The organism is Pseudonocardia sp., from assembly GCF_035305885.1.
Classification (GTDB): domain Bacteria; phylum Actinomycetota; class Actinomycetes; order Mycobacteriales; family Pseudonocardiaceae; genus Pseudonocardia.
Genome location: NZ_DATGOP010000115.1, coordinates 170,788 through 184,503, shown reverse-complemented (window position 1 = coordinate 184,503; position 13,716 = coordinate 170,788). Strand labels below are relative to the sequence as shown.

The following is a 13,716-nucleotide window of genomic DNA, read 5'->3' as shown; positions in this document are numbered from 1 at the left end:
TACGTCAGGAGCAGTACCGGCACGGTTCGTTCCTGTACTCGGAGGGGATGTGCGCGAAACCTCGGGACGCCTGCTCGCGCTGCTCGGGTTGTTCCAGACCCCGCGCACGTGGCCCGCGGCGGACCTCGCGGCCCGGCTCGGCGTGGGCGAGCGGACCGCGCGCAAGGACGTGGAACGGCTGCGCGCCCTCGACTACCCGATCGACACGATCCGCGGCCCGCGCGGCGGCTACCGGCTCGGCGACCAGGGCAAGCTGCCGCCCCTGCTGCTCGACGACGACGAGGCCGTGGCGATCGCGGTCGGGCTGCAGGCGGTGACCGCCGTCCGCGGCATCGAGGAGTCGAGCGCGCTGGCGCTGGCCAAGCTCGAGCACGTGCTGCCCTCGCGGCTGCGCCGCCGCGTCCGCGCCCTGCACGAGAGCACCTCCACCGGCCCCGCGAACACCGCCACGAACGTCACCGACCCGGCGGTGGACCCGGCCCTGCTCACCGAGCTCGCGGTCGCCGTGCGCGACCACGTGGGCATCCGGTTCGACTACCGCGACGGCGAGCACGTGGAGGCCGAGCCGTACCGGCTGGTGAGCTGGCAGCAGCGGTGGTACGTCGTGGCGCGGGAGCGGCGCACCCGGGACTGGCACAGCTACCGCGTGGACTGGATGCGGCTCAAGGCGCCCGGCGGGCCGCGGTTCCGCCCGGACCCCCTGCCGGGCGGCGACTACACGGCGTTCGTGCTGCGGCAGGTCGCGTTCGCGGGGTGGTCGGTGCACGCCCGAATCGAGGTCGACGCCCCCGCGGAGGAGGTGCTCGCCCGGATCAACCCGACCGTGGGCGTGGTGGAGACGGTGGACGACGACCGCTGTGTGCTCGTCACCGGCGGCGACAGCCTGGAGATCGTGGCGGTGTGGATCGGGATGCTGGGACTTGACTTCCGCGTCTCGGAGCCGCCCGAGCTGGTCGACCACATCCGCACCCTCGCCGACCGCTACGCCCGCGCCCTGCCCGCGGGCTGACCCCTCATCCCGCGGGGCGGGCGGCGCACCGGTCCGACGCGACCGGGCGGGCGGGCCGGACGAGCATCGCGACGCGCAGCGCGCCCCGCCAGGCGCGCCAGCGGGGGGCGTGCGGGCGCGCGGTGCGGGCCAGGCGGTGGGCGGCGGCGTCGGCCTCCAGCTCGCGGCGGTGCTCGGCGGCGAGGACGTCGATCGCGTGGAACGGGTTCAGCACGGGGAGAACGATCGTCGACCTGGGCTTCCGGGACATCCGTGCCGACCACGGATCGACCACGGATCCGCGTCCGTGCGTGCTGCCCGGCTACGCGATGACGGCGCCCATCACGGCGAGCTCCGCGGCACCGCGCTCGCGGTCAGCCCCGCCGGCGAGGACGAGGCTGCGCGCCCACTGGTAGCGGCAGCCGGCCGCCTCCAGCGCGTCGGCGGCGGCGAGCACGCCCGCGCGGTCGCCCGCCGCGAGCGCCGCGGCCCGCGCGACGAGGGCGGCCGTGACCGCGTTCTCGGCGGTGGTGGCCTGCACCGACGCGATCCGCTCCGCGGCGTCCGGCTCGCCCGCGAGAACGGCCGCCTCCGCCCACGCAGCGGCGTACCACGGCCGCCAGATGCCCTGGTACCACCGGCGCAGCTCGTGGGGGTGCACGTCCAGGCGCTGCACCGCCTCGCCGGCGCGGCCCAGGTGCAACAGCATCAGCGCCTCGAAGAAGGCGCTCGTGTGCTGGTCGTGGGTCTGCCGGGCCTTGGGCACGAGCGCGGTGAAGATCCGCATCCACTCGTCGTGGGCCGCGGTGTCGCCGCGCATGCCGTGGACCGTGGCCATCGCCCGCGCGGCGCGCCGCAGCGTGGGGACGCGCGGGCTCCCGGCCCGCTCCCAGCCCTCGCGGAACCGGTCGCCCGCCACCAGGGCGCGCTGCCAGTCGCCTTCCAGGGCGGCCACCACGATCAGCCGGGCGACCGCGACGTGCGGGTCCTCGCGGTGGTGGGGCAGGTCGCGCATCCGCTCGGCGAGCCGGCGCGCCTCGGCGAGGTCGCCCGCGGCGATCGCGGACTCGACGGACATGACGTAGGCGTCGGACAGCTCGAAGCCGACCCACGGATCGAGCACCAGCGGGTCGAGCAGCTCGATGCGATGCACCGCGCTGGCGAGCGCCGCCCGTCCCTCCCCGCGCGAGAGCCGGATGGTGGTGAGCCGGTCCAGCGCGGAGCTCTCGGCCATCACGTCGCCCGACGCTCGCGCGACCTCCAGCGCGTGCTGCGCGAGCTCGGCGCTCGCCTCGTCGGTCTCGGGGACCGAGAAGCCCGGGCGGCAGCGATCCGGGCCCGGGTGACCAGGTCGTCGTCCGCGGCCAGGCGGGAGGCCTCGTCGAGCAGCGCGGCGGGCGCAAGCTCGTCGGGCCGGGCATCGATGGTGCCCGACGCGCGGTTCCACAGCTCGGCGGCGCGCGCGAGGTTGCGGGCCGCCGCCGCGGGGTCACCGGCGCGGACGCAGAGGTCGGCGGCCGTGCGGTGCAGCCGGATCGCGTCGTCGCCCGCGAGCCGGTTGGCGGCCACACCGCCGGCGAGCTGCAGCGCCTCGGCCGCCTGCCGGTCGTCCGGCGCCAGCTCGGCGGCCTGCTCGAAGCGCCACTGCGCCTCGCCCACGATGCCGCGGCGCAGGCACAGCGTGGCGAGCAGCACCTTGCCCCCGTACGCGTCCTTCGACCCGCTCGCCACCGCCCAGCCGAGGCCGGCCCGCAGCTCGTCGGCGAGCCGGTCGAACCGCGTGCGCCAGCCGAACGTGTCGACGGCCTCGTCGGCGAGCAGCTCGGACCCGGCCTGCAGCGCCCAGGCCAGGTGCCGGGACCGGGTCTCCTCCAGCTCCTCCTCGTCGCCGAGCAGCTCGACGCCGTACTGGCGGACGGTCTCCAGGGCGCGGTAGCGGGTGCCGTCGGCCGAGGTGACCGGCACCAGGAGGCTGTGGTCGGCCAGCGCCGCGAGGTGGGCGGCGACCTCGCGCACCGCCATCGCCGCGACCGCGGCCGCGCTCTCGGCCCGGAACGGTCCCGCGAACACCGCCACGCGGCGCAGCACCTGCCTGGCCTGCGGTTCGAGCAGCGCGTAGCTCCAGTCGAGCGTGGAGCGCAGGGACCGGTGCCTGCTGTCGACCCGGCGCGCCCCGGTGAGCAGCTGCAGCCGGTCGGACAGCCCCGCCTCCAGCCCGTCGACACCGAGCGCGGGCAGCCGGGCGGCCGCCAGCTCGATGGCGAGCGGGACGCCGTCGAGCCCGCGGCAGATGCGGCCGATGCGGGGCCGCTCCTCCGGGCCGAGCACGACGCCCGCCGCCGCGGCCCGCTCGGTGAACAGCGCCACCGCGTCGTCGCCGACCGACATCCCCTCCACCGGGAACACCCGCTCGAACGGCAGCAACAGCCGGGCCCTGCTGGTGGCGAGCACCGTGATGCCCGCTCCGTGGGCGAGCAGCCGCTCCACGAGGTCGGCGACGCCGTCCAGGAGGTGCTCGCAGTTGTCCAGGATCAGCAGCGCGCGCCGGCCGGACGCCCACTCGAGCAGCGTCTGCCTGCGGGTGCGGCCCTGCTGCTCCTCGAGGCCGAGCGCGGCCGCGACCGTCGGCGCGATCATCGAGGCGTCGGTGACGGGAACGAGGTCGACGTACCAGACGCCGTCGGCGTAGCGGTGGGCGACGTCGGCGGCCACGGCGAGCGCGAGGCGGGTCTTGCCCACCCCGCCCGGCCCGACGGCGCTGACCAGCCGGTGCCCGTCGAGCGCTCCGGCGAGCTCAGCGCGCTCCTTCGCCCGGCCCACGAACGAGGTGAGCGCGGGCGGGAGGGCTGCCGCGGACGCCCGCGAGCGCGGGGGGCCTGCCCGCTCGGCGGCGATCTGGGTGAGCGCCCTGCGGTCGGCCGCGCCGAGCTTGCGCAGCAGCGACGAGACGTGGCTTTCGACCGTGCGGACCGAGATGAACAGCTTGGCCGCGATCTCGGCGTTGCTCAGGTGCTCGCCGACGGCGGCCAGCACCTCCGCCTCCCGCGCCGAGATGACGGTGTCCGCCGGTCGCCCCACCCGGACGATTCTGCCGGACGCCCCCGACGCTCTCAGCCGCGTTGCAGGGCGGTCATCATCGCCTCGACCGCGACCTCCGGCTTGACGTTCTGGTCGAGCGCGCTACGGCAGGCCAGCACCGCCTCCAGCCTGCGCAGCAGCGACTCGGGCGAGGAGTCGGTGGCGGCCCGGCGCGCGTCGGCCTCGCGGTCCGGGTGCATGAGCGGGACCCGCGCCCCGCTGCCGACGACCAGCGCGTCGCGGAAGAACCCGGCCAGGTCGACCAGGGCCCGGTCCAGCGCGTCGCGCTGGGTGCGCGTGTTGCGGGACTTCTGCTGGCGCTCCAGGTCGCGCTCGGCGGCCTTCGCCCCGCGCGCGGCCGCCGCCGCCCCCTTGCCGGTGCCGCCCGCGCCCATCGCGACGGCGAGCTCCTCGCGCTCGGCCGCGTCACGGCTCTCGCTGAGCTCGGCGGCCTCCGCCTTCGCGTCGCGCACCAGGTCGCCCGCGTAGGCGAAGGCGTCGCCGAGGTTGCGCACCCGCAGCGGCAGCCCCAGCACCAGCTCGCGGTGGGAGCGCGCGGCGGGGTCGCGGGCGAGCCTGCGGGCCCGCCCCACGTGCCCGCCCGACACCGACGCCGCCCACCGCGCCGTCTCGGGGTCGATGCCGTCCCTGCGGACCAGCACGTCGGCGATCGCCTCGGGCGACGGCGTGCGCAGCGGGACCGGCCTGCACCGCGACCTGATCGTGACGGCCACGTCCTCCGGGTGGTCCGACGGGGCGCAGAGCAGGAAGATCGTCTGCTCCGGCGGCTCCTCGATCGACTTCAGCAGCGCGTTGGCGGCGTTCTCGGTGAGCCGGTCGGCGTCGGTGATGATCAGGATCTGGTAGCGGCCCGTGGCCGGGCGGCGCGCGGCGGACTGCACCAGCTGCCGCATCGACCGCACCGAGATCGACAACCCCTCGGGCACGACCTCGCGCACGTCGGAGTGGGTACCGGCCATCACGGTGTGGCAGGACGCGCACTCGCCGCACCCGTGCCGGGGGCACTGCAACGCGGCGGCGAACGCGCGCGCCGCCACCGACCGGCCCGACCCCGGCGGCCCGGTGAACAGCCACGCGTGGGTCAACGCGGCCGGATCGGAGGCCGCGGCGGACAGCTCGGCGACGGCGGCCGGCTGCCCGACCACCTCGTCCCACACCGTCATCGCGTCACCGCCGCATCCGAGTCGCGGGCGGGCGGCTTCGGCAGCACGGGTCGCAGCCCGGCGAAGACGCGCTCCGCGACCTCGTCCGGCGCCCCGTCGGCGTCGACGACCACGTAGCGGTGCGGCTCCGCCGCCGCCATCCGCGTGAGCAGCCGCTGCACGCGCACGTGCTCCTCCACACCCGCCGCGGGCGGTGGCTTCTCCACCGGTGCGCGGTCGAGCAGCACCGAGACGTCCGGCCGCAGCCTGCCCGTCGCCCACGCGGCGAGGCTCTCCAGCTCGGCGGGGTCGAGCTCGGGCTGCCCGGAGGACGACGCGCGGTCGGCCGCCACCCCGAACTGCACCAGCGGGCTCGCCAGGAACCTGTCCACGACCACGATCGCTCCCTTGGCCAACGCCGGGCGGATCACCCGTTCCACCTGGTCGGCCCGCACCGCCGCGGCGGCGAGGGCCTGCGCCCGCGCACCGGACAGCGCCGCCTCCCGGGTGGCGGTCGCCCAGCGCTCCCGGTCGCGCTCCCCGCCGTCGGGCTCCACCACGAGGTGGCCCGCCGCCCGCAGCCGCTGGGCCAGCCGCGCCGCCTGCTCGGTGGTCTCCTCGGCCGCAGCGCCCTCCACGGCGATCAGGACGCCGTCGCCGTGGCGCGGCTCGCCGCGGCGCAGGGCGGCCAGCAGGCTGGGCAGGATCGGCTCGGTGCTGCGGTCGTCCATCTGCTGGTAGGCGAGCATCCCGACGACCGCGGCCACCACCCCGCCCACCAGCATCACCACGCGGGTGCCGTCGATGAGCACCGGGTAGCCGAGGACGTCGATCCGGCGGGCGCTCACCACACCGACGAACACCGGGACGAGCGCCATCGACCCGAGCAGCGTGAGCCGCACGATCGACTGGACGAACGCGACGATCCGGCCGCGCACCTCGTCGGCGACCTCGGAGCCGATGATCGTGAGGCCGGTGAGGAAGGCGATGCCCGCGAACCCGCCGACGAGCATCACGGCCCCGATCGCGACGAACAGGTGCGGCGCGAGCGAGACCAGCACGAGCGCGAGGCCCGCCGCGACGATCGCGGCCCCGAACAGCCGGTTGTGCGGGATCCGGCGGGCCATCCGCGGCGCCGCCCCCATGCCCATCGCGAGCCCGATGAACACCGCCGCGAACAGCACGCCGTACGCGGCGTTGCCCCCGCCGAGGCTGGCGGCGTACAGCGTGGCCGAGCCCACCACCGTGCCGCCCGCGGCGAACGCACCGATGATGCCGATCACGAGCCCCCGCACCAGCGGCGTGCGGACGACGAACGACGCCCCGTCGCGCAGCATCGCGACCAGGCCGGGGGCCGCCGCCCTGCCCTGCGCGGCGCGCCCGGAGATCTCCGGGATGCGGAACCAGACCGTGAGCGCGATGACGAGGTAGGCGACCCCGCTCATGACCAGGGCGACGAACACGGTGGACAGGGCCGACGCGCTGCCGCCGACGACCCCGCCGACCCGGTTGATCACCGCGAACAGGCTGCCGGCGGTGATCACCGCGACGCCGTAGGTCATCACGAGGTTGATCTGGTTGGCCGTCTCCACCTGGTCGGGCCTGCGCAGCAGGTTGGGCACCGACGCGTCCTTGGCCGGGATCCAGAACAGCGCGCAGATCTCGATGAGGAACGTGGCGACGAACAGCCACCACAGCGACCCGACGAGCGGGATCGAGACGAAGAGGCAGAACCGGAGCAGGTCGCACACCACCATCACGCGGCGGCGGTCGAACTTGTCGGCCAGCGCGCCCGCGAGCGGGCCCAGCACCAGCGCGGGGAGCAGCTTCGTGGCGACCACGCCGCCGAGCGCGAAGCTCTGCGCCGTGTAGCCGCTGGTGAGCTGCGTGGCGAGCGCCGAGAGCGCGAGCAGGCTCATCCAGTCGCACATGGCCGCGACCGAGGTGACCGCCCACAGCCTGCGGAACGCCGGGATGGCGAGCACGCTGCGGACGCGGAGCGAGGTGGGGGCGCTCAGCTGCGTGGCGATCGCTCGTCACCTCCCCTCGGGGCGCGGGCCTGCCCTCGTCGGCCAGGGTATCCGCAGACACCCGCCCCACCCGTGGCGGCCGCGCTGGGCGGCGCCCCGGTGTGGCCCGCGCTACCAGGGGTTCTCGAGGATCGCCGAGACCATCTGGATCAGGATCACCGCGAAGACCAGCACGAAGAACGCGTTGAACAGCCGCGATCCCCACCGCCCGCGGGCCCGGCGGGAGAGCCCGAGGATCCCGGGGTCCTCGACCACGCGCGGCCGGGGCGGCGGGTCGAGCCACTCCGGCGCGGGCCTGCGTTCCTCGGGCGTCCCGTCGACCGGCGCGTCCCGCGCGGACGACGGATCATCCGAACAGGCACCCACGTGGGCGGATGGTAGGCGCGGGCGGCGCCCCGATCGAGGAACGCGCGGCGCCGCGGCGCGGCGCATCACCGGGGCGGGTGAGCCCGGACCTCACGCGTGGCTAGTCCCCGTCGTCGTCATCGTCGTCATCGTCGTCATCGTCGTCGCCGGGCGCGTCCGGCGGCGGGGGCGCCTCGCCGCTGGAGATGCTGAGCTCGATCGTCTCCCCGGGCAGCGCCGACCCGCGCGGGCTCTGGCCGACGACCGTGCCCCGGTCGGCCGCGTTGTCCACCTCGCGCACCGACACGCGCCAGCCGGCGTCCTCCAGCTCCTCGCGGGCCTCGTTCTCGGACTCGCCGATGACGTCGGGGACGCGCGACTCCTCCCCGCCTTCCAGGAACCGCTCCTCCACAGCGGGCAGCGCCAGCGGCGGCAACGGGTCGAGCAGCGGCTTCATCGCGCCGAACCACGTCTCGGCCGGCGTCTTGCCGCCGAAGATGTTGCCGCTGCGGCAGGGGAACGGCGATCCGGCGCCGTCGCAGAGCGGGCGCGGCGAGCGGGAGTTGTCGAACGTGATCACCGCGCCGGACATCTGCGGGACGAACCCGACGAACGCCGCCGACTTGTGCTGCTGGGTGGTGCCGGTCTTGCCGGCCATCGGGCGGTTCCAGCCCACCTGGCGGGCGGCGCCCGCGGCGGTGCCGCCGGGCTGGTCGTCCTTGCTGAGCGCGTTGAACATCGCGTTGGCCAGGCCCGGCTCGACGACCTGCTCGCACGGGGCCTCGGTGACGGGGACCGGGTTGCCGTCCGGGTCGGTGATCGACTCGATCGGGCTGGGCGGGCACCAGACGCCCGCGCTGGCGAGCGTGGCGCCGACGTTCGCGAGCTCCAGCACGCTCGTGGGACTCACGCCGAGCGTGAACGACGCCAGGTTCTGCGCCTTGGTGACCTCCGCGATCGAGCGGTCGGTCGGCCGCCCCGTGGCCGGGTCGACGAACGGGGTCTTGGCGAGCGAGCGCATGCCCAGCCGGACCGCCATGTCGACGACCGGCGGCACGCCGGTGAACTCCTCCAGCTTGATGAACGCCGTGTTCGGCGACTGCGCCAGCGCGTCGGTGAGGGTCATGCGCTCGGGCAGGTTGTCGCTGGAGTTGCGGACCGGCAGCGGACGTCCCGCGCCGTCGACGTAGATCGGCGAGGCGTACCCGCTCGGCGGCACCGAGAGCTCGTAGTTGATGCCCATGCCCTTCTCGAGGGCGGTGGCGGCGGTGAAGATCTTGTAGACGGACCCGGCGCCCAGGTTGACCGGCTCGTACGGCAGGCCGTAGCTGGTCTCCATCTCCTCGGCGTCGAGCCCGAACGTGCGGCTGGAGGCCATGCCGAGCACCCGGTGCTTGTCGGTGCCCGGCTGCACGACCGACATCACGTTGGCCACGTTCGGCTGCTTCGGCGGCACCTCGGCGTCGAGCGAGGCCTTCATGTGGTTGAGCACGTTGCGGTCGAGCGTGGTCCTGATCGTGTAGCCGCCGCGGTTGAGCTGCTCGCGGGAGAAGCCCGCCTCGGTGAGGTAGTCGACGACGTACTTGCAGAAGAACCCGGCGTCGCCCGCGCCGATGCAGCCGTTGGGCTGGGTGTTGAGCGGGGTGACCACCCCGAGCGGGGAGGCCAGGGCCGCCTCCGCCTGCGCCTCGTCGATCATCTGCTGGTCGCGCATCTGCTGGATGACGAGGTTGCGCCGCTCCAGCGCCGCTTGCGGATTGCGCACCGGGTCGAACGCCGAGGTGCTGTTGACCATGCCGGCGAGCAGCGCGGCCTGGGGGACCGTGAGCTTGTCCGGCGTGGTGTTGAAGTACGTGCGCGCCGCCGCCGCGATCCCCGCCGCGCCGTTGCCGAACGACACGATGTTGAGGTAGCGGGTGAGGATCTCCTCCTTCGACAACCGCTGCTCCATCTGGAGCGCGATCTGCGCTTCCTTCAACTTGCGCGCCGGCGTCTGCTCGGTGGCCTTGAGCCGCTCCGTCTCCGTCTCCGCGGCGACGTAGAGCATGTAGTTCTTGACGTACTGCTGGGTGATCGTGGACGCGCCCTGCACGACCGTGCCGGACGCCGAGTTCGCCGCGAGCGCGCGCAGCGTGCCCTGCCAGTCGACCCCGTTGTGCTGGTAGAAGCGCCGGTCCTCGATGGCGACGATCGCCGCCTTCATGGCGGGCGAGATCTGGTCGGCCGTGACGGACTGGCGGTTCTGGCCCTGCTCGAAGAACCGGGCGATCGGGGCACCCGACGAGTCGGTGATCGTGGTGGTCTGCGGCAGCGGGCCGTCGACGAGGTCGGCCGAGACCGTGTTGACGCTGTCGCCGGTGTCGCTCGCGATCAGCCCGAGACCGGCGGCGACGGGGAAGGTCATCCCCGCGACGACGACACCCGCGAGGAGACCGAGCCCGAGCAACAGGCCGATCGGCCGGGCGAGGTGGCGCGGGAAGCTCACGGGGCGCAAGGGTACGCGCGCCCCCGGACGGAGTAGGGGAGATCGCCCGACCGCGATTGAGTAGTTTTGCTCGGTTCCCGGGTGGAACCGAGCCCTCCGAGAATCCGTCCGTGCTGGTCGTGACGACACGGGATCCGGGGAGGGGTCGAGCATGACGGGCCGGTGGAACTGGCGGGGGGCTGCGCGGTGCCGGACGACCGACGCAGAAGGCCTGTTCGTCCAGGGGGCGCGCCAGCGCGAGGCGAAGCTGTTCTGCCGCACCTGCCCGGTGCGCACCGAGTGCCTCGCCCACGCCCTCGACCAGCGCATCGAGTTCGGGGTGTGGGGCGGCATGACCGAACGCGAGCGCAGGGCGCTGCTGCGGGCCCGGCCGAACGTCCGCTCGTGGGCCGACCTGCTGCACGCCGCGCGCACCGCCCACTACGAGTCCGTTGCGGCCGAGACGGCCGCGCAGCTCGCCAAGGCCGCCGAGGTGCAGGCGCGGCGCAGGAGGCTGGGCGAGACGGCGTGAGCCCGGCTGCGCTCATGCGCGCAGCGCCCCCAGCATCCGGACCAGGGGCGCGAGCACGGCGTCCAGGGCGGAGGGGGCGGCGGTCTCCGCGAGCCACAGCGCCGCCTCGTTCATCGCGCCGGACAGCAGGCGCACGAGCGGCTCGACCGGCTGCGGCGCGATCACGCCCGTCTCGACGAGGCCGGTGAGGGCCTCGGCGAGGTGGCGGGCCGAGGTCGCCTCGTCCATCGCGCGCCACTCGCTCCACCCGAGCACGGCGGGGCCGTCGACGAGCATGATCCGCCGCACGCCCGGGTCGGCGGTGCTGGCGGTGAGGAACGCCCGGCAGCCCGCCACGAGCTGGTCCCACGGGTCGGCCTCCGCGTCCGCCGCGGCCGCCACCGCGCGCCCGACGTCGGCCTGCACCTGCGCGAGCACCGCGCGGAAGAGGTCGGCCTTCCCGCCCTCGAAGTGGTGGTAGAGCGCGCCCTTCGTGACGCCCGCGGTCCGCACGATCTCCGCGAGCCCGACGGCGGCGTACCCGCGCGTGGCGAACAGCTGCCTGCTCACCTCCACCAGCACCGCCCGGGTCCGTTCCCGCTGCTGCGCCCTCGTCATGACCCCTCCGTTGACATACCGATGGTATGCGCGCTCTCTCCGCATACCGATGGTATGTAAATGGGGAGGAACCGTGCAGCTGACCAGCTTCTACCCGGTGATCGGCACGACCCGGAAGGGAGAGGCGCACGAGTTCTACACACGGCTGTTCGGCTTCGAGACCACGTTCGAGGCCGACTGGTACGTGAGCCTGCGCCGCCGGGGCCGCCGTCGTACGAGCTCGCCCTGCTCGACGGGTGCGCGCGAGTCGCGCTCTCAGTGCGCGCGAGTCGCGGCCGGCCGTCAGCGGGCCGAGCCCACCGCCTCGGCGGCCGACTCCGACACGCCCGCCAGCCGCTCACCGACCTCGCGCAGCCCGTCCAGGTCGTCGATGTCGCCCGCCAGCGCGGGCACCTGCGCCACCGCGACGCCCGGGTGGGCGCTGGTGAACCGCGACAGCAGGCGCTCCTCCCGCTCGGCCAGGTCCACGCGGTCGGCGTGCAGCCGCAGCACGGCCGCCGCGAGCGGCGCCGAGCGCAGCTCCTCGGCCACGGCGCGGGCCCGGGTGGCGGAGAGGTCGGCGAGCACCGGGTGGGTGCGGTTGAGCACGAGCCCCGCGAGCGGCATGCCGTCGGCGGCGAGCCGTTCGACGAAGTAGGCGGCCTCCCGCAGCGCGTCCGGTTCCGGCGCGGCCACCACGAGGAACGCGGTGCCGGGCGAGCGCAGCAGGGCGTAGGTGGCCGCGGCCCGCTCGCGGAACCCGCCGAACATCGTGTCGAACGCCTGCACGAACGCCGAGGCATCGGCGAGCATCTGGCCGCCGAGGATCGTCGAGACGGCCTTCGCGAACAGCGAGAAGCCCGCCCCCACGATCTTGCGCAGCCCGCGGCCGCTCGCCCGCGCGGGCGCCGAGAGCAGCCGGATCATCCGGCCGTCGAGGAAGGTGGACATGCGCTGCGGGGCGTCGAGGAAGTCCAGCGCGGAGCGCGAGGGCGGGGTGTCGACCACGATGAGGTCCCACTCGCCGGTCGACGCCAGCTGCCCCAGCTTCTCCATCGCCATGTACTCCTGCGTGCCGGAGAACGACGAGGAGATGGTCTGGTAGAAGGGGTTGGCGATGATCGCCTCGGCGCGCTCGGGGTCAGCGTGCGCGTAGACCATCTCGTCGAAGGTCCGGCGCATGTCGAGCATCATCGCGTAGAGCTCGCCGCGCGCCCCCGCCACGCGACCGGGCTCGTTGCCCAGCGCCTCCATCCCGAGCGCCTGCGCGAGCCTGCGCGCCGGGTCGATGGTGAGGACCACGGTGCGCCTGCCGCGCTCGGCGGCGCGGATGGCGAGGGCGGCCGAGGTGGTGGTCTTGCCGACGCCGCCGGAGCCGCAGCACACGATGATCCGCGTGTCCGGGTCGTCCAGCAGGGCGTCGACGTCCAGCACGGGCGCGGGGCGCGGGCTCACGACCGCGACTCCGCGAGCGCCTGCTCGCCGACGCCCTGGTCGCGCAGCGCCTCGGCGAGCTCGTAGAGCGAACCGAGATCCACGCCCTCCACCAGCTCGGGCAGCTCCAGGCGCGGCAGCCCCGACGCCTCCTCCAGCCGCGCCGACGCCGCGGCCTCCTCGTTGACGCGCACCGCGTGCTCCACGGTCTCGGCGACGAGCCCGTCGATCACCTCGGCGGGCAGGTCGAGGCCCGCGGAGGCGAGCCCGGCGCGGATGCGGCCCGCGTCGACCCGGCCGCCGGCCGCGGCGGCCACCGACCGGTCCGGCAGCCACTGCTTGCGCACCCGGTTGACGATCACCGAACCCACCGGGAACCCGGCCTCGGTGAGCTCGTCGACGGTCTCGAGGGTCTCGGTGACCGGCAGGTCCTCCAGCAGCGTGACCAGGTGCACCGCGGTGAGCGGGGAGTGCAGCACCTCCACCACGCCCGCCGCCTGGCCGTGGATGGGGCCGGTGCGCGCGAGCTCGGCCATCGCCTTGGTGACGTCGAGGAACTTCACGACACGGCCGGTGGGCGGGGCGTCGAGCACCACGGCGTCGTACACCGGGCGCCCGTCGGCGTCGCGCCGGTTGACGCACTCCTTGACCTTGCCGGTGAGCAGCACGTCACGCAGCCCGGGGGCGAGCGTGGTGGCGAACTCGACGGCGCCCATCCGGCGCAGCGTTCGGCCGGCCATCCCGAGCCGGTAGAACAGCTCGAAGTACTCCAGCAGGGCCGCCTCGGCGTCCACCGCGAGCGCCCTGACCTCGCCGCCGCCCGGGGCGATCGCGATCCGGCGCTCCTCGTACGGGAGCGGGGCGGTGTCGAACAGCTGCGCGATGCCCTGCCGCCCCTCGACCTCCACGAGCAGCGTGCGCCTGCCCTCGGAGGCCAGCGCCAGCGCCAACGCCGCGGCCACGGTCGTCTTCCCCGTGCCGCCCTTGCCGGACACGACGTGCAGGCGCGCCGCCGACAGCGCCGCTGGCCAACCGGTGGAACTCACCGTTCCAGGTTACGGAGGCCCGACGCGACCGGCCGCCCGAGCGGATGAGGCGCTGGCTAC

The 13,716-nt window shown here is 74.8% G+C and carries 12 protein-coding genes; 2 read left to right on the top strand and 10 right to left on the bottom strand.

Going from position 1 to position 13,716, the window contains the following annotated elements:
* Positions 1-49 precede the first annotated feature (49 nt).
* The gene (locus VKZ81_RS25495) at positions 50-1,009 is read left to right on the top strand and encodes a helix-turn-helix transcriptional regulator (protein ID WP_324244213.1); all 960 of its coding nucleotides are present in this window, start codon (positions 50-52) and stop codon (positions 1,007-1,009) included.
* 4 nt (positions 1,010-1,013) lie between these two features.
* Here the strand turns inward: VKZ81_RS25495 and VKZ81_RS25490 are convergent, their stop codons facing one another.
* The 7 genes from VKZ81_RS25490 to VKZ81_RS25460 all read right to left on the bottom strand — a co-directional run bounded on the left by VKZ81_RS25490 (position 1,014) and on the right by VKZ81_RS25460 (position 10,089).
* Entirely contained in the window at positions 1,014-1,223 is a 210-nt protein-coding gene (locus VKZ81_RS25490) for a hypothetical protein (RefSeq protein WP_324244212.1), read from the bottom strand.
* Positions 1,224-1,310: 87 nt separating this feature from the next.
* Complete coding sequence (locus VKZ81_RS25485; protein ID WP_324244211.1) at positions 1,311-2,225, bottom strand: hypothetical protein; 915 nt, start codon at positions 2,223-2,225, stop codon at positions 1,311-1,313.
* Entirely contained in the window at positions 2,222-4,066 is a 1,845-nt protein-coding gene (locus VKZ81_RS25480) for an ATP-binding protein (protein ID WP_324244210.1), read from the bottom strand. Before VKZ81_RS25480 ends, VKZ81_RS25485 begins: the two co-directional genes overlap by 4 nt.
* A gap of 32 nt (positions 4,067-4,098) precedes the next feature.
* A complete protein-coding gene (locus VKZ81_RS25475) occupies positions 4,099-5,250 on the bottom strand; it encodes a DNA polymerase III subunit delta' (protein ID WP_324244209.1) in 1,152 nt (383 codons plus the stop codon).
* Positions 5,247-7,214, bottom strand: coding sequence for a bifunctional MFS transporter/dTMP kinase (locus VKZ81_RS25470; protein WP_324244208.1), 1,968 nt, complete (start codon positions 7,212-7,214; stop codon positions 5,247-5,249). Before VKZ81_RS25470 ends, VKZ81_RS25475 begins: the two co-directional genes overlap by 4 nt.
* 156 nt (positions 7,215-7,370) lie before the next feature.
* Complete coding sequence (locus tag VKZ81_RS25465) at positions 7,371-7,625, bottom strand: hypothetical protein (RefSeq protein ID WP_324244207.1); 255 nt, start codon at positions 7,623-7,625, stop codon at positions 7,371-7,373.
* 100 nt (positions 7,626-7,725) lie between these two features.
* Entirely contained in the window at positions 7,726-10,089 is a 2,364-nt protein-coding gene (locus VKZ81_RS25460; RefSeq protein ID WP_324244206.1) for a transglycosylase domain-containing protein, read from the bottom strand.
* A 151-nt stretch (positions 10,090-10,240) separates the two neighbouring features.
* On the opposite strand from VKZ81_RS25460, the gene VKZ81_RS25455 reads away from it, so the two are divergent.
* The gene (locus tag VKZ81_RS25455; protein ID WP_324244205.1) at positions 10,241-10,600 is read left to right on the top strand and encodes a WhiB family transcriptional regulator; all 360 of its coding nucleotides are present in this window, start codon (positions 10,241-10,243) and stop codon (positions 10,598-10,600) included.
* A 12-nt stretch (positions 10,601-10,612) separates the two neighbouring features.
* On the opposite strand, the gene VKZ81_RS25450 is transcribed toward VKZ81_RS25455, so the two are convergent.
* From VKZ81_RS25450 to bagA, 3 genes are all read right to left on the bottom strand, one after another.
* The gene (locus VKZ81_RS25450) at positions 10,613-11,197 is read right to left on the bottom strand and encodes a TetR/AcrR family transcriptional regulator (protein WP_324244204.1); all 585 of its coding nucleotides are present in this window, start codon (positions 11,195-11,197) and stop codon (positions 10,613-10,615) included.
* Positions 11,198-11,479: 282 nt separating this feature from the next.
* Complete coding sequence (gene bagB, locus VKZ81_RS25445; protein ID WP_324244203.1) at positions 11,480-12,631, bottom strand: ATPase BagB; 1,152 nt, start codon at positions 12,629-12,631, stop codon at positions 11,480-11,482.
* Positions 12,628-13,656 (bottom strand): ATPase BagA, encoded by a 1,029-nt coding sequence (gene bagA / locus VKZ81_RS25440; RefSeq protein ID WP_324244202.1) that lies wholly within the window; start codon positions 13,654-13,656, stop codon positions 12,628-12,630. Before bagA ends, bagB begins: the two co-directional genes overlap by 4 nt.
* Positions 13,657-13,716 lie beyond the last annotated feature (60 nt).

Excerpts from the sequence above, each read along its gene's own strand:
- VKZ81_RS25475 (WP_324244209.1), bottom strand. The coding sequence starts at position 5,250 with ATGACGGTGTGGGACGAGGTGGTCGGGCAGCCGGCCGCCGTCGCCGAG.
- VKZ81_RS25455 (WP_324244205.1), top strand. The coding sequence starts at position 10,241 with ATGACGGGCCGGTGGAACTGGCGGGGGGCTGCGCGGTGCCGGACGACC.
- VKZ81_RS25450 (WP_324244204.1), bottom strand. The coding sequence starts at position 11,197 with ATGACGAGGGCGCAGCAGCGGGAACGGACCCGGGCGGTGCTGGTGGAG.